15 protein-coding genes are annotated in these 18,528 nt (G+C 60.9%); 14 read left to right on the top strand and 1 reads right to left on the bottom strand.

The features are described from left to right. Positions 1-52: 52 nt before the first annotated feature. The 12 genes from argS (at position 53) to AC1DTN_RS33870 (ending at position 14,403) form a co-directional block, all read left to right on the top strand. Positions 53-1,810, top strand: coding sequence for an arginine--tRNA ligase (gene argS / locus AC1DTN_RS33925; RefSeq protein WP_439014826.1), 1,758 nt, complete (start codon positions 53-55; stop codon positions 1,808-1,810). 62 nt (positions 1,811-1,872) lie between these two features. Beyond that, positions 1,873-5,202: an SPOR domain-containing protein gene (locus AC1DTN_RS33920; RefSeq protein ID WP_439014827.1), complete on the top strand. Its 3,330-nt coding sequence runs from the start codon at positions 1,873-1,875 to the stop codon at positions 5,200-5,202. Positions 5,203-5,310: 108 nt separating this feature from the next. Next, positions 5,311-6,324 carry a beta-N-acetylhexosaminidase gene (nagZ, locus tag AC1DTN_RS33915; protein ID WP_439014828.1) on the top strand — a complete coding sequence of 338 codons (1,014 nt, stop codon included), beginning with the start codon at positions 5,311-5,313 and terminating at the stop codon, positions 6,322-6,324. A 25-nt stretch (positions 6,325-6,349) separates the two neighbouring features. Then, a complete protein-coding gene (locus AC1DTN_RS33910; protein ID WP_439014829.1) occupies positions 6,350-7,210 on the top strand; it encodes a segregation and condensation protein A in 861 nt (286 codons plus the stop codon). Beyond that, positions 7,207-7,929 carry an SMC-Scp complex subunit ScpB gene (gene scpB, locus AC1DTN_RS33905; RefSeq protein ID WP_113322433.1) on the top strand — a complete coding sequence of 241 codons (723 nt, stop codon included), beginning with the start codon at positions 7,207-7,209 and terminating at the stop codon, positions 7,927-7,929. Before AC1DTN_RS33910 ends, scpB begins: the two co-directional genes overlap by 4 nt. A gap of 183 nt (positions 7,930-8,112) precedes the next feature. Beyond that, on the top strand, positions 8,113-8,304 hold the full coding sequence (locus AC1DTN_RS33900; RefSeq protein ID WP_007813596.1) for a twin-arginine translocase TatA/TatE family subunit: 192 nt from the start codon (positions 8,113-8,115) through the stop codon (positions 8,302-8,304). Between the two features lie 51 nt (positions 8,305-8,355). Further along, positions 8,356-8,997, top strand: a complete 642-nt coding sequence (gene tatB / locus AC1DTN_RS33895) for a Sec-independent protein translocase protein TatB (RefSeq protein ID WP_439014830.1) — start codon at positions 8,356-8,358, stop codon at positions 8,995-8,997. Continuing rightward, positions 8,994-9,821, top strand: a complete 828-nt coding sequence (gene tatC / locus AC1DTN_RS33890; RefSeq protein WP_439014831.1) for a twin-arginine translocase subunit TatC — start codon at positions 8,994-8,996, stop codon at positions 9,819-9,821. Before tatB ends, tatC begins: the two co-directional genes overlap by 4 nt. 94 nt (positions 9,822-9,915) lie before the next feature. Beyond that, positions 9,916-11,199 (top strand): serine--tRNA ligase, encoded by a 1,284-nt coding sequence (gene serS, locus AC1DTN_RS33885; RefSeq protein ID WP_439014833.1) that lies wholly within the window; start codon positions 9,916-9,918, stop codon positions 11,197-11,199. A gap of 4 nt (positions 11,200-11,203) precedes the next feature. Further along, positions 11,204-11,977, top strand: coding sequence for a 5'/3'-nucleotidase SurE (gene surE, locus AC1DTN_RS33880; protein WP_439014834.1), 774 nt, complete (start codon positions 11,204-11,206; stop codon positions 11,975-11,977). Continuing rightward, the gene (locus AC1DTN_RS33875; RefSeq protein WP_439014835.1) at positions 11,974-12,627 is read left to right on the top strand and encodes a protein-L-isoaspartate(D-aspartate) O-methyltransferase; all 654 of its coding nucleotides are present in this window, start codon (positions 11,974-11,976) and stop codon (positions 12,625-12,627) included. Before surE ends, AC1DTN_RS33875 begins: the two co-directional genes overlap by 4 nt. Positions 12,628-12,789: 162 nt before the next feature. Next, positions 12,790-14,403 (top strand): peptidoglycan DD-metalloendopeptidase family protein, encoded by a 1,614-nt coding sequence (locus tag AC1DTN_RS33870; protein ID WP_113322427.1) that lies wholly within the window; start codon positions 12,790-12,792, stop codon positions 14,401-14,403. 132 nt (positions 14,404-14,535) lie between these two features. Here the strand turns inward: AC1DTN_RS33870 and AC1DTN_RS33865 are convergent, their stop codons facing one another. Further along, complete coding sequence (locus tag AC1DTN_RS33865) at positions 14,536-15,408, bottom strand: ATP-binding protein (protein ID WP_477924481.1); 873 nt, start codon at positions 15,406-15,408, stop codon at positions 14,536-14,538. A 209-nt stretch (positions 15,409-15,617) separates the two neighbouring features. Between AC1DTN_RS33865 and yajC the strand changes: the two genes are divergently transcribed. Further along, entirely contained in the window at positions 15,618-15,965 is a 348-nt protein-coding gene (gene yajC / locus AC1DTN_RS33860; protein ID WP_439014836.1) for a preprotein translocase subunit YajC, read from the top strand. Between the two features lie 43 nt (positions 15,966-16,008). Continuing rightward, complete coding sequence (gene secDF / locus AC1DTN_RS33855) at positions 16,009-18,528, top strand: protein translocase subunit SecDF (RefSeq protein ID WP_439014837.1); 2,520 nt, start codon at positions 16,009-16,011, stop codon at positions 18,526-18,528.

Here is an 18,528-nt window from a genome sequence, read left to right as displayed (position 1 = left end):
CCCGGCAGCCGCCGGCAAACCCGTTGGCACGGCCTGTGCATGGAAGAATGCGATGAACCTTTTTACCGATTTTGAAGCCAGGATTAAAAACGCCCTTGAACAGCTCGATCTGGTCAAGGAAAAGCGATCCGAGCTCGATTTCGGTCGCATTGCAGTCGAGCCGCCGCGTGATGCGAGCCACGGCGATGTGGCGACCAACGCCGCCATGGTGCTTGCCAAGCCGCTTGGCACCAATCCGCGCGCGCTTGCCGAAATCATCATTGCCAAGCTGCAGGAAGACACCGACGTCGCCGAGGTTTCGGTTGCCGGCCCGGGCTTCATCAATATCAGGCTCTCCGTCGGCTACTGGCAGCGCCTGCTTGCCTCGATGATCCAGTCAGGCACCGGCTACGGCCGCTCGGGCCTGGGGCAGGGCAAGAAGGTCAACGTCGAATATGTCTCGGCCAACCCGACGGGCCCCATGCATGTCGGTCATTGCCGCGGCGCCGTCGTCGGTGACGCGCTGGCAAACCTGCTTGCCTTTGCCGGCTACGATGTCGTCAAGGAATATTACATCAACGATGCCGGCTCGCAGATCGATGTGCTCGCTCGTTCCGTCTTCCTGCGTTACCGCGAGGCGCTCGGCGAGAAGATCGGCGAGATTCCGTCAGGTTTCTATCCCGGCGACTATCTGGTCCCGGTCGGAGAATCGCTCGCTGCCGAATATGGCGTGCGCCTGCACAACATGCCGGAAGAGCAGTGGATGCCGATCGTCAAGAATCGCGCCATCGAGATGATGATGGTGATGATCCGCGAGGATCTGGCCGCTCTCAACGTCCACCACGATATCTTCTTCTCCGAGCGCACGCTGCATGCCAACGGCGCGGCTGCCATTCGCACGGCGATCAACGACCTGACCTTCAAGGGCTATGTCTACAAGGGCACGCTGCCGCCACCGAAGGGCCAGCTTCCTGAGGATTGGGAAGACCGCGAACAAACGCTCTTCCGCTCGACTGAAGTCGGTGACGATATCGACCGTGCGCTGATCAAGTCGGACGGTTCCTATACCTATTTCGCTGCCGACCTTGCCTACTTCAAGAACAAGTTTGACCGCGGCTTCGACGAGATGATCTATGTGCTCGGCGCCGACCATGGTGGCTACGTCAAGCGTCTCGAGGCGGTTGCGCGCGGCGTTTCCGACGGTAAGGCGAAGCTGACGGTGCTGCTCTGCCAGCTCGTCAAGCTCTACCGTGACGGTGAGCCGGTGAAGATGTCGAAGCGCTCGGGCGATTTTGTCACATTGCGCGATGTCGTCGAAGAAGTCGGGCGTGATTCGGTCCGTTTCATGATGCTTTACCGCAAGAACTCGGAGCCGTTGGACTTCGATTTCGCCAAAGTAACGGAACAATCCAAAGATAATCCGGTCTTCTACGTGCAGTATGCGCATGCCCGCTGCATGTCCGTCTTCCGGCAGGCGAAGGAAGCCTTCCCGGATCTCGCCCCGACACCGGAGCTTTTGGCGCAATCCGTTGCAAGCATTACGGATTCTGCCGAATTGCAGCTGATTGCCAAGGCTGCAGAATTCCCGCGTATCGTCGAAAGTGCAGCCCAATCTCAGGAGCCGCATCGCATCGCATTTTACCTTTATGATCTTGCCAGCGCCTTCCATGCCCACTGGAACAAAGGTAAAGATCAGACTGAATTACGATTTGTTAACGATAAGAACCGAGAATCAAGTATTGCCAGACTTGGGCTGGTGTACGCTGTCGCGTCGGTTTTGAAGTCGGGACTTGCCATTACAGGTACTGCCGCACCGGACGAAATGCGATAACGTCACCATTTCCCCACAATGCGCTGGCATTGAAGTGTTTGCGTTTTTTGAGTGGGATGGGCATGGCTGATAAACGACTTGCGTATGACACGCGCGGTAAAGACGATATGTTTGCCGACGATGATCCGTTGGCTGAACTTGCTCGTATCGTCGGCTTTGAACCTCGAATTGCGGCCAATACTGTAGATGAGCCTCAGCGGCAGGAGCCGGTCCTCAATCTCGAGGACGAGCTTCTCCGTGAGTTCGAGCGTTACGATGCGCCGCGTCCCCTGGCTGATCTCGATCATCCGGCCGAGCCAATCGCTCAGGAAGTCGAAACCTACGACTATGCCGAGCCAGTCCACGAGGACGTGCCCTCCATAGGCGAGGAGCTCGCGCCGTCGGTTATGTCCGATTTCGAGACGCCTGTCGTCAAGCCCGAATTTTCTACGGAAACTGCCATAGCTCCCGAAGTAGCCGCGCCTGAGCCGGTCGCAGCCGAATGGGAAGCGCCTGTCGCCACCGACTGGGCTCCCGCTCCGTCAAAGCCTGTCGCTGTTTCCGCAGAACCTCCGGTTACCTTGACGGCCTATGGTGGCGCCCGCGATCTGATCGAAGAGCTTGAGCTTTCGATCGGCGGCGCTCTTCCTGTCGCTCCGGCCGTTCAGTCGCCGGCGAAGGCGCCGCAGTGGTCGGCTGCCAGCATTCGTCTGCCACTCGCCAATTTTCACGCGCCGCGTCGTGAAGAGCCGGTCGTCGAGACACCAGTTGTCGATACAACTGTTATTGAGCCGGCTCAGGCTCCGGTTGAAGCCTTGGTCGACGAGCCCGAGTTTGTTGCCGAACCGGAATTGACGGTCGAACCCGAAGTGGTTGCGCCTGAGGTAATTGAAGAGCCTCTGGCGGTCGCCGCGGTTGAAGCGGCAGATTTCGAGCCGGTTGCGGCCTCCTTCGGTTTTCCGGCCGAGATTGATCGCCACGAAGAAGTCGCCCTCCCTGAAGAGCCTGTCGCGACGTTCGAAGATGTTGCTGCCTTCGAAGAGCCGACCGAGCCCGACAATGCCGGTTTCGATCTGATTGCTGCGACCGCCGAAGGTGACGTCCATGCCGATGCAGCCTTGACGGAGGCGCCGCCGGAGTCAGCCTTTGATACGGATGCCTTTGATCTCGACGATCTTCTGGCGGATGTTTCCCGTTATCCCGTGCCGCAGCGTGCTGGTGCCTCCGTCGTGTCCGAACCTGTTGCCGCGACGCCTGAGACTGTTGCCACGCCACCGGTGCCGCAGCCGGTCTCGGCTCCTGCCGCGCCTGTTTTCCGGGCCCCCGTCTTTGATGCGCCCGTCTTTGAGGCCCCTATCTTCGAAGCGCCTGTCTTCGAAGCGCCCGTTGCTCGTGCACCGGCTCAGCCGACGGTGATTGCGCCTGTGCCGATGAGCCGTGCGACGCCCGTTCTTCGTCAACCCGAAGCGGTCGTTCGGGAGCCGATAGAGCCGGTGTCGCAGCCTATCGCGCCAGCGCCGGTCGTCGCGCGTCAGCCGGAACTGGAGGCCGAAGATCCCTTCGCCGGCCACGATTTCGAACTGGATCTCGCCGGCATCGAGCTGGAGCTCGCCGATCTCGATTTCTCTGAGCAGCCGGCTCCGCAGCCGAAGCCCGAGCCCGTGCGTGCAGCACCCTTGGTCGCAGCGCAGCCTGCGCCGCGTCCGCAGCCGCAATCCGCACCGGTTTTCGTGCCGGAGCCGCAGCCTGCTCCGGTGAGCTACGCCAAGCCGGCGCCGGCAAACGAATCCACCGATGATCTGCCCTTCGATCCCTCGATGATCTCCGATCCGGAAGAACGTCCCGAGACGGTCGAGGATATGCATGTTCCGACCCTGCCGCCTGTCGAGCATACGGAGCCGGTCACAAAGACCGCGGATTTCGATTTCGATCTCGATGCCGAGATCGCAAGCTTCTTCGAGCCTGCCAAGCGGCAGGAAAAAGCGCCGGTCGCCCCTGCCTGGGCGCCTCCGGCCGCTGCTGCATCGGCTGCCGCTGCGGTCAAACCGGCAAGCACCGCCTTCGCCGACGGTCTTGATGATTTCGAACGCGCGCTGGAAGAGGACTTCCGCCGCAGTGTGCGCGAGCCGGTCGAGCGCCGCGAGAACGTTTCCGAAGTCCATATCGAATCCGCAAGCCAGACTGCCGATTTCAACCGCGCTCGCTCCATGCGCCGCCTGCTGGCTGCAGCCGCCATGCTGGTCGTTTTTGCCGGTGGCGCTTACGGCGTCTACAGCTGGGTGTCCAACGGTGCCGGCCTCAGCATCGCCGGCTCCGGCGAGCCGCGCGTCATTACTGCCGACAAGGATCCGGTGAAGGTCGCTCCCGAAAATCCGGGCGGCAAGACCGTGCCGAACCAGGACAAGGCCGTCTATGATCGTGTCGCAGGTGCCGCCGAAGAGCCGAAGCAGAAGGCTCTGGTCTCCTCCGACGAACAGCCGGTCGATGTCGTTCAACGCACGCTGACGCCTGAAGTCTCGCCTGATGACGATGAAGGCAATGGCGATTCCGTGCTGCCGACTGCCGTCGGCGAGACGCAGGATCCGCGCTTGCTGCCCGACCACAACGCGACCGCGGACGCGTCCGCTGCCGATGACGATGCGACACCGTCCGTCTCGCCGCGCAAGGTCCGCACGATGATCGTCAAGCCGGACGGCACGCTCGTTGCCCGCGAGGAGCCGGCACCTGTCGAGCAATCCGCACCGGCCAATGAGGTGGCATCGGCAACGCCCGCAGCCCAGCCGGCAGCGACGCCGTCTGCTGCAAGCTTCCCGGCAAGCAACGGCAATCAGGTCGCGTCCACCGCTCTTCCGCCTGTCGGAACGACGCCTGCAGCCCAGCCGGCTCAGACGGCTAAGGTGGCTGAGGTGAACGCTGCCAACGCAAATCAGGTTGATCCGCCGGTTCGCGCAGTCAAGACGACACCGATCACCGATACAGCGTCGGCTGCGCCGACCGATACAGCGCCCGTCCCAACGGCTCGCCCGGCCGAACAGCCGGTCAATGTCGTCGGCACGGTAACCGAAAACGGCAATGTCCGCCCGACGGCTCAGCAGAAACCGACACAGGTCGCTTCCGCGCCGGCAGCAGCCGCTGCCCCGCCGTCACAGCAGGCTCCGACCGCCGCAAGCGGTGGCTACGGCATCCAGATCGCATCGCTGCCGTCAGAGGATGAAGCAAAGAAGTCCTACGCCAGCCTGTCGAAGAAGTTCGCTGGCGTGCTCGGTGGCCGTGCTTACGAAATCCGTAAGGCCGATATTGCCGGTAAGGGCACTTTCTACCGCGTCCGCATCCCGGCCGGCTCGAAGGATGAAGCTGCCGCCCTTTGCGAGCAGTATCGCTCTGCCGGTGGAAGCTGCCTCATCTCGCGCTGAGCTTTCTGGCTAGTCTTATCGGAGCGGCGGGCTTGTCCCGCCGTTCTTTTTTGTGGGATCGCGCTTGAGCTTGCTCGCAATTCGCGGGGTGGCCCTTATGATTCGAGTATGACCGAATCAAAAGCAATGATCCTCGGCTGCAGCGGCCTTAAGCTGACCGATGAAGAGAAGGCCTTCTACAAGGCTGAACGCCCTTGGGGCTTCATCCTTTTCGGACGAAATATTTCCGAAGCCCAGCAGATCAGCGATCTCGTTGCCGAGCTGCGCCAATGCGTCGGTTGGCACGCGCCCGTGCTGATCGATCAGGAAGGCGGCCGCGTCCAGCGCATCCGCCCGCCGATCCTGCAGCATTATCCGCCGGGACAGGCGCTTGGCGATCTCTATCGCCGCGACCGGGCGCTTGGGCTGCGCGCCGCCTGGCTGATGTCGCGCCTGCATGCCTTCGATCTCCAGAGGTTTGGCGTCAATGTCGATTGCCTGCCGGTATTGGACGTACCGGTCGAAGGCAGCAGCAACGTTATCGGCAACAGGGCTTATGGCGGCGATCCCGTCACCGTCACGGAAATGGGGCGGGCCGCAGCCGCGGGGCTGAAAGCCGGCGGCCTGCTGCCGGTCATGAAGCACATGCCGGGGCATGGGCGCGGTTTTGCGGATTCGCATCTGGAGCTGCCCGTCGTAACGGTGTCGCGCGAGGAGCTGGAAGCCCACGACTTCCCGCCCTTCGTTGCCATGAAGGACGAATTGATGGCGATGACCTGCCATGTCGTCTTCACGGCCATCGACCCGGATAATCCGGCCACCACCTCCCGCAAGGTGATCGATGAGGTGATCCGCACCGAGATCGGCTTCAAGGGACTGCTGTTGTCGGACGATACCTCGATGAACGCGCTTGCCGGCACAATCGGCGAACGAGCGGCGAATATCATTGCAGGCGGCTGTGATATCGTGCTGCACTGCAACGGCTATATGGACGAGATGCGTGAGGTCGTGGCAAATGTTCCGCCGCTGACAGGTCTTGCGCGCGAGCGGGCACGACTGGTCGAGGAAGGTTTCCCGACGGCCGATGCTACGGACGAGGCAGCGATAAGAGCAGAATTCGACGCGATGTTTGCGACAGCGTGAGCAGGGGCCTGAAAGGCAGGGTAGGGTGAACACGATCAAGGGCACGGAGCGGTCTCAGGCGGCGGCAACGCCGATGGACAAGCTGTGGCAGGAGAATGGCGCCGAGCGCGCTACTCATGAGCCGGCACTCGTCATCGACGTCGCTGGCTTCGAAGGCCCGCTCGATCTCCTGCTTTATCTGGCTCGCAACCAGAAGGTCGATCTGTCGCGCATTTCCGTCCTGGCCCTTGCAGAGCAGTATCTGCAGTTCGTCGAAAGCGCGCGGCGTATCCGCATCGAGCTCGCCGCCGATTATCTGGTCATGGCGGCTTGGCTCGCTTACCTGAAATCGCGACTGCTGATCCCCCAGCAGGTGAAGGACGACGGCCCTTCAGGTGAGGAGATGGCTGCAACGCTCGCCTTTCGCCTGAAGCGGTTGGAAGCGATGCGCCAGGTGGCCGACGGTCTTGTCAACCGCAACCGGCTCGGCCGGGATATTTTTGTCCGCGGCGCGCCGGAGCATATCCCGGATCGCCAGCAGTCCGATTATGTTGCCAACCTCTACGACCTCCTGAGCGCCTATGCGGCGTTGCGCCAGCGCCACGCGATCACCCAGGTGACGATCGAGCGCCGCAATGTCTGGTCGCTTACCGATGCCCGTGAACTGCTGACCCAGTTGATCGGCGACATCGTCGACTGGACAGTGCTCGAACAATATCTGCTGCGTTATCTCGCCAGTCCCGCCGAGCGCGTCACTGCCGTAGCCAGCGCATTTGCCGCCTCGCTGGAGCTAGTGCGCGAAGGGAAGCTCGAAATACGCCAGGACGGCGCCTTCCAGCCGATCTATATGCGCCGCGGCCCGAAACATGCCACCTTGCAAGTGGTCGAACAGGAGCAGTCGGATTGATCGACGCGCAAGACGATGACTTTGAAGGCGAAGACGGGGAAGGCGAGGGCATTGTCCGCGATCTGCAGGCTGAAATAGAGGCTGAGCGCATAGCTGAAGCGTTGGTTTTCGCCTCCGCCCAGCCGGTATCCGAAGGCTTCATCACCGAACGTCTGCCAAAGGGATTTAACGCGCATGAGATCATGCTGCGCCTGAAGGAGCAGTACGCGCCGCGCGGCGTCAATCTTGTGCAGGTCGACAGCGCCTGGGCCTTCCGCACGGCGGCAGATCTTTCCTTCGTCATCCGCCGCGACGAGAACGAGGTCAAGAAACTCTCTCGTGCAGCACTCGAAGTGCTTGCGATCATTGCCTATCACCAGCCGGTGACGCGCGCCGAGATCGAAGACATCAGAGGTGTCCAGACCTCCCGCGGCACTCTCGACGTTCTCATGGAGGCGGGCTGGGTGCGTTTCCGTGGCCGTCGCCGCACGCCGGGCCGGCCTGTTACGCTCGGCACGACGCGAGATTTTCTCGACCATTTCGGCCTTGAGGAATTGCGCGACCTGCCGGGCCTCGAAGAGCTGAAGGGTGCCGGCCTCCTGTCCGGCCGCATCCCCGCCAATTTCAATATTCCTTCGCCCCTCATGAACGACGAACTGACCGAGGATGAGGATCCGATCACCCAGATGGATCTCGAGGAACTCGGACTGCTGGCCCCCGGCGGCGCGTCCGAGGAATAACGAAGCTTGGTCTTGCTTTTGCCACGCCCGCGCAAAACAATGTCAATCACGACTTTTCGATGGATGAATGACTTGTCACAAAGGCCGATACCGTGACATTAAGCTCAATCCAGAAGGATTGATGTTGGAAACCGTATTGGAAATTCTTACATCGAGGGAACATCGCAACAGGGAGTATGGGTAATGGGTTCTTTTAGCATGTGGCACTGGCTGATCGTTCTGGCCATCGTGCTTTTGTTGTTCGGTCGCGGCAAGATCCCGGAACTGATGGGCGACGTTGCCAAGGGCATCAAGAGCTTCAAGAAGGGCATGACGGACGAAGACGCGCCGGAAGCAGCAAAGACCGTCGATCACAAGGCCGACGAAACGAAGTAATCACGTACGGGAAAGGGCGCTGCCCCCGCGCCGCCCGTTCAGGAGCCTTGCATGTTCGATATTGGCTGGACCGAACTTTTGGTTATCGCGGTCGTTCTGATCGTGGTTGTCGGTCCCAAGGATCTGCCACCGATGCTGCGCGCTTTCGGCAAGATGACGGCACGTGCCCGCAAGGTCGCGGGCGAGTTTCGTGCCCAGTTCGACGAAGCGCTTCGCGAAGCCGAGCTTGACGACGTGCGTAGCACGATCAGCGACGCCCAGAAACTCAACCCGGTCAACAGCCTGCGCGAGGCGATGAACCCGCTGCGCCAGATGGGCAACGAGATCAAAGCCGACCTGCAGAATTCGACGAAGGTCGAGAAGCCGGCAGAACAGCGCCCGCTAGAGCAGGGCGCCGAGACTGCGACGGAAGTGCCGCCTGCGGAAGTTTCCGTGCCGGCGCCGTCCATGAGCCTGCCGGAAACACCGCCGGTCGTTCCTGCGCCGCAGCCGGTCGCTGCCGCCACCGTTGTTCCGGTCGCCGTGGCCGAAAAGCCGAAGGCCGTGCGCAAGCCGCGCGTGAAGGCTGCAGACAAGGCTGATGCCGTTGCATTAGTCGCGGCACCGGTCGAGAAGCCGAAGCGCGCTGCCGCGACAAAGAAGCCGGCCGCTGTCGCAAAGCCGGCCGCCAAAAAGAAGAAGGATGAGGCATGAGCGGTGACACACAAGACAAGCCGCAGCCATTGATCGAGCACCTGATGGAGCTGCGCACGCGGCTGATCTGGTCGATCGCAGCCTTCTTCATTGCCTTCATCGCGTGCTTCATCTTCGCCAAGCACATCTTCAACTATCTGGTCTATCCCTATAAGCTCGCTGTCGGCTGGGCTCATCTCGATGTCGAGAAAGCCCAGCTCATCTACACCGCGCCGCAGGAATTCTTCTTCACGCAAGTCAAGGTCGCCATGTTCGGCGGTCTTGTGATTGCTTTCCCGATCATCGCAGCACAGATCTACAAGTTCGTTGCTCCCGGCCTCTACAAGAACGAACGCCAGGCCTTTTTGCCGTTCCTGATCGCATCGCCGATCCTGTTCCTCATGGGCGGCGCGCTGGTCTATTTCTTCTTCACGCCGATGGTCATGTGGTTCTTCCTGTCGATGCAGCAGGCACCGGGCCATGACGAAGTGGCAATCTCGCTTTTGCCGAAGGTTTCGGAATATCTGAGCCTCATCATGACGCTGGTCTTTTCCTTCGGCCTCGTCTTCCAGCTCCCGGTCATCACCACGCTTCTGGCCCGCGTCGGTCTTCTCACGTCGCAATGGCTGGCTGAAAAGCGCAAGTTTGCGATCGTGCTTGCCTTCGTCGTAGCCGCGGTGCTGACGCCGCCCGATCCCATGTCCCAGATCGGCCTTGCGCTGCCGACGATCCTTCTCTACGAGATTTCCATCTACGCGGCACGACTCGTGGAGCGTCAGCGTTCCAAACAGGCGCTTGAAGAGGCCAGCGAATCCTCTGACGTCGCCAAGACGGACAGCGTCTGAGCGCATCAGGACATTTCACTGAGTTCTGCCGTTTCCCATCCGGTCGGGGTTTTCTCCGACCGGTTCATTCCTGTTGAAACGATCTGGAACGACGATGCTCGATATCAAATGGATCCGTGAGAATCCCGAGGCCCTCGATGCCGCCCTTGCAAAGCGCGGAGCGGAGCCTCAGTCGCAATCTCTCATCGCCCTTGACGAGAAGCGCCGCTCCGCCGTGCAGAAGGCGCAGGATCTGCTGTCCCGCCGCAACACCGCCTCCAAGGAGATCGGTGCGGCCATGGCGCAGAAGAACGCCGAGCTTGCCGACAAGCTGAAGGGCGAGGTCGCCGAGATCAAGGAAACTCTGCCGGCTGCCGAAGAGGAAGAGCGTGCACTTTCCGCCGAGCTCAACGACCAGCTTTCGCGCATCCCGAACGTGCCGCTCGATGAGGTGCCTGTCGGCAAGGACGAGCACGACAATGTCGTAACGCGTATCGTCGGCGAAAGGCCGCGCTGGAACCACGCGCCGAAGGAGCATTTCGAAATAGGCGAAGCCCTCGGCTATATGGATTTCGAACGTGCCACCAAGCTCTCCGGTTCGCGCTTCACGGTGCTGACCGGGCCGCTCGCCAAGCTGGAACGCGCGCTCGGCCAGTTCATGATCGACCTCCACACAACCGAACACGGCTATACCGAAGTGTCTTCGCCGTTGATGGTGCGGGGCGAGGCACTGTTCGGCACCGGCAACCTGCCGAAGTTCGAGGAAGATCTCTTCAAGACGACGGATGGTCGTTACCTCATCCCGACCGCGGAAGTGACGCTGACCAACCTGGTTCGTGAAGAAATCCTCGATCAGGAAAAGCTGCCGCTGCGCTTCACTGCTCTTACGCCATCCTTCCGTTCGGAGGCGGGATCTGCCGGCCGCGATACCCGTGGCATGCTGCGCCAGCACCAGTTCTGGAAGTGCGAGCTGGTCTCGATCACCGACGCCGAGAGCTCGCTCGCCGAACATGAGCGCATGACGGCCTGTGCCGAAGAAGTGTTGAAGCGCCTCGGTCTGCATTTCCGCACGATGACGCTCTGCACGGGCGATATGGGCTTCGGCTCGCGCAAGACCTACGACCTCGAAGTCTGGCTGCCGGGCCAGAATACGTTCCGCGAGATTTCGTCCTGCTCCGTCTGCGGCGACTTCCAGGCGCGGCGCATGAACGCGCGCTATCGCGGCAAGGACGACAGGGCAACGAAGTTCGTTCATACGCTGAACGGCTCCGGTACGGCTGTCGGCCGCTGCCTGATCGCGGTCTTGGAAAATTATCTGAACGAGGATGGTTCGGTCACGATTCCGGACGTTTTGCAGCCCTATATGGGCGGCCTGACGAAGATCGAACGGGCGGCTTGAGACCATGCGCATCCTGCTGACGAATGACGACGGTATCCATGCCGAAGGCTTGGGTGCGCTGGAACGGATCGCAAGGGCGCTTTCTGACGATGTCTGGATTGTCGCCCCCGAAACCGACCAGAGCGGCCTTGCGCATTCGCTCAGCCTTTCGGAGCCGTTGCGGCTCCGGAAGATTTCCGACAAACACTATGCGCTCCGCGGCACGCCGACCGATTGCGTCATCATGGGCATCAAGCAGGTGCTGGATATCAAGCCGGACCTCGTCTTGTCCGGCGTTAACTCCGGCTCCAACGTCGCCGACGACGTGACCTATTCCGGCACCATCGCCGGCGCCATCGAAGGCACGATGCAGGGCGTGCGCTCCTTCGCCCTCAGTCAGGCCTATATCTATGATGACGGTGCCCGCATCCTGCCCTGGGAGGTGTGCGAGGCTCACGCTCCGGCGCTGCTCGAAAAGCTGATGACGGTCGATCTTCCTGAAGGCACCTTCCTGAACCTCAACTTCCCGAACTGTCGTCCCGATGAAGTCGAGGGCGTTGAAGTGACCGCGCAAGGCAAGCTTGCCTTCAACCTGCAGGTCGATGCGCGCACGGATGGTCGTGGCTTCCCCTATTACTGGCTGAAATTCGGCGAACGCGCCGGCGCCTTTACCGAGGGCAGCGATATTCACGCCCTCAAGCATAATAAGATTTCGGTAACACCTTTGAAACTTGATCTGACCGATTATTCCGTGACGGACCGCGTGGCGCGGGCCCTCGGACGCGGAGTAAAGGGTTGACGGCAAAACTGGCCGAGAAGGAAGGCTTCGCAGCGCTGGTCTTGAGATTGCGCGCGGAAGGCATTTCCGACATCGATTTGCTGACGGCTGTCGAGCAGACGCCGCGCTCGCTTTTCGTCCCGCCGCAATTTACCGAGAACGCCTATTCCAGCCGCACGATCCCGATCGAGTGCGGCTCATTTCTGGAGGGCGTCGATTTCGCCGTCCGTCTTTTGCATCACCTGAAGGTCCGCCCCGGTCAGCGCGTACTCGAGATCGGCACGGGCAGCGGCTTTACCGCGGCGGTTATCGGTCGCATTGCAGAACGCGTGCTGACGGTCGATCGCTACAAGACGCTGACGTTTTCGGCCCAGCGCCGCATGGAAAAGCTCAGCCTGCGCAGCGTCATCATCCGCCAGGCCGATGGCAGCGGCGGCATGCAGGGCGAGGGCACTTTTGACCGCATCCTCGTTACGGCCGCTTTCAATTCCATGCCGCGCTTCTATGCCGATCAGCTGGTGTCCGGCGGTTCCATGATTGCGCCGCTGATGATCTCCGAGAATGAATGCCGCATGGTGCGGCTGACAAAGACCGGCAGCCGCTTCGAGCGGGAAGAGCTCTTCGACGCTCCCTATCTGCCGATTGTTCCAAGGCTTGCTTCGCAGCTCTAGACCGGCAGCCCGCAAGGCCCGACGGGCTATGATTTTTCGCCCGCAAACTTATGGTTATCAAGTTCTCAAAAATATAGCACTGATTCCAGCGCCTTAACCGCATGGTAACACTAACGCGCTTTAATAGATTCACAAATGGTTGCGTTCTAAGTGGGTCGAGTCATGCGTTTCAGTCTTTCGCCGAAGTTCGGGAAATCGGCCGGCAATTTTCTGGTCGTCGCCTTGCTGGCGAGTGCAGCAACAGGCTGCAGCTCCGATGTAACACGTTTCGGCAATCTGTTTTCTTCCTCCGGGCAGGATCAGATGACGACGAATTCGATCCCGCGCAGGGGTTTCAACGGGCCGCAGGGCGACCCGGTGCCGCGCGCCGATCTTGGTGGTTCGGCCATGCAGCCGTCTTACGCTCAGAATAATACGATGAGCCAGCCCTATCCGGGCCGCCCGAGCTATGATCCGGTTGCCACATCCGGCTCCGCCGCACGGATGGCATCCGCACCGGTTTCCGTTCAGCGCACCGAACTCGCGCCGCCGAGCGCAGGGTCCGTTTCTCCCCGTCAGCGGGAAAGAGACGTTGCGCTTGCCCAGCCGTTTCCAGCCGCTCCGAAGCCCGATCGCATCGCTCCGGCGGGCATGAATGCGCCGAGAGTTACTCCCGATACGCTGACGACGGGCACGACGCCGAAGGTTTCGGGCTGGTCGGGGACCAATGCTCCGTCGGTCACGCTGCGTCCGGGTGAAAACATCGCTGTCCTTTCCCGCCGCTACGGCGTTCCGGAAAAGGAAATCCTGCGTGTCAACAATCTGAAGACGGCTTCAGCTGCGCAGCCCGGCCAGGCGATCCTCATCCCGACCTTCAACGGCGGCAACAATGCTGCCAAGGCTGCAGCTCAGTCCGCCGACCTTTCCAAGCCTGGCGACCTGCCGCAGCCGACGAAGGGCCAGGAGCAGAAGGTTGCTGTCGTTCCGGGTGCCAATTCGGCTCGCGACAAGACTGTCGCGAGTGCAGATCCAACGGGCAAAGCTCCTCCGGCAGGCGGCAAGAATCCGAATGGTGCCGCGGGAACCTACACAGTCAAGCAGGGTGACTCGCTAGCCAAGATCGCCAAGGCGACGGGCGCCAACATCGACGATATCAAGGCAGCCAACAATCTGTCGGCGAGCTCGATCCGCATCGGCCAGGAGTTGAAGATCCCGAACGGCGGAGCTTCTGCCGACACGATCAAGACGGCCTCCATCCCGGCGCAGAAGGTCGAGCAGGTCAAGCCTGCCCAGCCGGCGAGCGCCCCGGTCCAGACGGCCTCCGCGCAGCCGGCGCCCTACAAGGCCCCTGCCGCCACGCAGACAGTCGATGACGTCGAGAAGAAGTCCGATGTCAGCGCTGCTGCTCCTGAAGCCACCGGCATCGGCAAATATCGCTGGCCGGTTCGCGGCCAGGTGATCGCTGCCTATGGCGCCAACGTCAACGGCAGCCGCAATGATGGCATCGATATCTCGGTTCCGCAGGGGACTGCGATCAAGGCTGCCGAAAACGGCGTTGTCATCTATGCCGGTAACGGCCTGAAGGAACTCGGCAACACGGTTCTCGTCCGTCACGACGACGGCACCGTCACCGTCTACGGCAATGCCGATACGCTGAGCGTTACCCGCGGCCAGAAGATCCAGCGTGGCCAGACGGTCGCCATGTCGGGCATGAGCGGCAACGTCAAGCAGCCGCAGGTTCACTTTGAGGTTCGCAAGGATGCGTCCCCGGTCAACCCCATGACATTTCTTGAATAGGTGAGATTTCTGAGCAGGTAGAGCGTCTCAGGAAAGTGCAAAAGCCCGGCCAGCAGCCGGGCTTTTGTCGTTTTAGGCGTGTCGCCCAAAGTCCGCAGTGATTTTGCTAGAACGACACGCGTGAGGAAATGCTCAAGCGCGGTCGAGATGGACGCGCATGCGGCCGGCCAGATCCTGGATATATTGCCAGGCAACGCGACCGGAGCGGGCGCCGCGGGTCGTTGCCCATTCCAGCGCCTCGGCATGCATCCTCTCGCGCTCAAGGCCGAGCTTGAAGTGTTCGGCGTAGCCATCGATCATCGTCAGATAATCTTCCTGGCTGCATTTGTGGAAGCCGAGCCACAGGCCGAAGCGGTCCGAGAGTGACACCTTCTCCTCGACAGCTTCGGACGGATTGATTGCCGTCGACTGCTCGTTTTCCATCATGTGGCGCGGCAGCAGGTGGCGCCGGTTGGACGTGGCATAGAACAGCACATTGTCCGGCCGCCCTTCCACGCCCCCATCGAGCGCCGCCTTGAGCGACTTATAGGCGGTATCGTCGTGGTCGAAGGAGAGGTCGTCGCAGAAGACGATAACGCGATGCGGCGTATCCTTGAGGAGGTCGAGGAGCGTCGGCAGGCTGGCAATATCTTCGCGATGCACTTCGACGAGTTTCAACGATGCGCTGCTCTCGCGGCGCACATCTTCATGCACGGCCTTGACCAGCGAGGACTTGCCCATGCCACGCGCGCCCCAGAGCAGCACGTTGTTGGCTGCATAGCCCTCGGCAAAACGCACGGTGTTTTCGTGCAGGATGTCGCGCACGTGATCGACGCCACGGATAAGCTTTAGCGCCACGCGATTGGGACGCCTGACGGGCTGCAGATAATGGCGCGCAGGGGACCAGACGAAACAGTCAGCGGCGTTCCAGTCATTGGCAGCGGGCGCCGGTCCCGCCAACCGTTCGACCGCATCCGCAAGCCTCTTCAGCTCCTGAAGCAGAACACTATTGATTTCTTCGGCCATCGGGTGCCTCCTTCATAGATTGCAGCGATAATCCGCTTTCGCTTTTTTGATGCCGGGTAGCATGGCCTTTCCACAGCGGAAAGGTTATGAGGCAGCGGAATCGGTACGCTTTCCGGCTGTTTTTGTTGCATTCATAAAGGCTGCAACTATAGTCCGGCGACTTGAAAAGAGAGGCGGGGTTCCGCCGCCCATAGCCTGAGGAGCTTAGCATGTTTTTCACCCCGGCATTTGCCCAGAGCGCAACTGACGCCACGAGTGCTTTCGGCGGCTCAGGCCTCGAAATGATCATCCTGTTCGTGCCGCTGATGGTGGTCTGGTATTTCCTGCTCATCCGCCCGCAACGCGCGCAGGCCAAGAAGCGTGAAGAGACCTTGAAGGCGATCCGTCGCGGCGACCAGATCGTTACCGGCGGCGGCCTCGTTGGCAAGGTCACGAAGGTTGTCGACGAGAAGGAAGTCGAAGTCGAAATCGCCGAAGGCGTGCGCGTCCGCATCGTCCGCACCGGCATTTCCGAAGTCCGCGTAAAGGGCGAGCCGGTCAAGGCCGACGCTGCATAACATGCGATAGCAACACCCGCCGGATCGGAAGATAGTCGAGAGAATGCACCATTTTTCCCGCTTAAAGACACTTCTGATCTGGTTGGTCGCGATTGTCGCAGTTATCGTCGCTGCGCCCAATCTCCTGAGCCAGGCGCAGCTCTCTTCCTTGCCAAGCTGGATTCGGCAGGATCGCGTCACCCTCGGTCTCGATCTGCAGGGCGGCTCTCATATCGTACTCCGCCTCGAACGCTCCGACATTATCCGTGGCCGGCTCGAGGCAACGGTTGCCAGCGTTCGTGATGCGCTTCGTAGAGCCGGCATCCGCTATACGGGGCTTACCGGAACTGCACAGACGGTGACGGTCAAGGTTACCGATACGGCGCAGCTTCAGGCCGCAGCCGATCTCCTGAAATCACTGACCTCAGCTAATGTCTCGCTGCAGCAGAGCAATGACGGCCAGTTGACGCTGCAGATCTCCGACAAGGCGATCGATGCCGATACGGTTGCTGCGCAGACCCGCTCGCTCGATATTGTCGCCCGCCGCATCGCCGGTTTCGGCAAAGAGAATTTCACTGTTCGTCCTGACGGGGACGATCGTATCGCGGTACAGGTTCTAGGCTCCGTCGATGCCGAACGGCTGAAGAACCTGCTGAACGAACCCGCCGCGCTCTCCTTCCACCTCATTGATGAGAGCATGACCGGCCAGCAGGCGCTTGCCGGCCGCTGGCCCGCGACATCGCAGGTGCTTTATTCGCTGGATGATCCGCCGGTTCCCTATCTCGTCGATCGCACGGCGATAGCGACAGGCGCTGATTTTGCCGAAGTCGATACGAAGACCGATCCGCAAACGCAGGACAGCGCCATTGTCTACCGGCTGAATGCCGAGACGGCAAAGCGTCTGGCGCAGGCAACGACCGCCAATGTGGGAAAACATCTTGCCATCGTCTTTGATGATCAAGTCATGGCGAACCCGGTCATCGAAGCGCCGATCACAGATGGTAGCGGCGAGATATCAGCCAATTTCTCCGAAGAGGGCGTTCAGGATCTGGCCGTCATGTTGCGGGCCGGCGCACTGCCTGCGACGCTGACATCAGTGGAAGAGCGCACCGTCAGCCCGGTCTTCGGCTCGGAATCCGTTTTCTCCGGTCTTGTCGCCGGCATTGTCGCTGTCGTGCTCGTCGCAACGCTGATGATCGCGCTCTACCGGATGCTCGGCATCATCGCCGTCGTGTCGCTGGCCTTCAATCTGGTGCTGATCGTCGCAGTGTTGAGCCTTGCGGGTGCGATATTGACGCTTCCAGGCATTGCAGGCCTCGTGCTGATCGTCGGCATGGCCGTTGATTCCAATGTGCTGATCTATGAGCGCATCCGCGAAGAGGAGAGAGTGCCGCATACCACCTTCGCCCAGGCGGTCGAGCGTGGCTTCTCGCGGGCTTTCGCTACCATCGTCGATGCCAACGTCACGATCTTCATCGCCGCTGTCATTCTCTTCTTTGTCGGCAGCGAATCCATTCGCGGCTTTGCCGTGACGCTGGCCGTCGGCATCCTCACGACCATCCTGACGGCCTTCACGCTGACGCGCGGCTTCGTGGTTGCCTGGCTTGCAAGACGCCATCCTCGCCATCTGCCGAAGAGCGCGCTGACCGGCCTCTTCGAGCATGCCAATATCCGCTTCATGGGTATTCGCCGCTATGTCTTTACGGCATCGGCAGCACTTTGCATCGCCGCCATGCTCGCCTTCGCAACGGTAGGCCTGCAGCTCGGCATCGACTTTACCGGCGGTTCATTGGTCGAGGTCAAGGCGAAGCAGGGCAATGCCGATATTGCCGATCTCAGCGCCCGTCTCAACGAACTGAACCTCGGACCGGTGCGCGTTGAGCGCATCGGCGATGCCACCAACGCCCTGATCCGTGTTGGCTCGCAGGATGGCGGCGAAAATGCCGAGCAGTCGGTCGCAACATTCATTCGCGGCGAACTGGCCGAGGACTACGATTTCCGCCGTGTCGAGGTTGTCGGCCCGGCTGTCTCCGGCGAACTGACGATGCTGGCGACGATTGGCATCCTTGCTTCGCTATTCGCCATCCTCGTCTATATCTGGATCCGCTTCGAGTGGCAGTTTGCGGTCGGCGCAATTGTTGCGACGCTGCACGACGTCATCATCATGCTCGGCCTCTTCGTGCTGACCGGTATGGAATTCAATCTGACGAGCGTCGCAGCACTCCTGACCGTCGTCGGCTATTCGCTGAATGATACCGTCGTCGTTTATGACCGCATGCGCGAAAACCTCAAGCGCTACAGGAAGATGCCACTGCCGATCCTAATCGATGCGGCAATCAACCAGACACTCTCGCGCACCATTCTGACGGCGGCCACGACACTGCTTGCGCTCTTTGCACTCTATATTTTCGGCGGCGCCGTCATCCGCTCCTTCACTTTCACCATGCTCTTCGGCGTTGCGCTCGGAACATTCTCCTCCATCTATATAGCCGCGCCCGTTCTCATCATCTTCCGGCTGCGCCGGGAGAGCGGTGGCGAGGACGAGGGCGATATCAGCATGAAATCCGGCAAGCCGGCGGTATAG

The sequence above is a fragment of the Rhizobium sp. 01T444 genome, from assembly GCF_056398305.1.
Note: the sequence above shows the minus strand (reverse complement) of the source record. Positions and strands in the feature narration are given on the sequence as shown.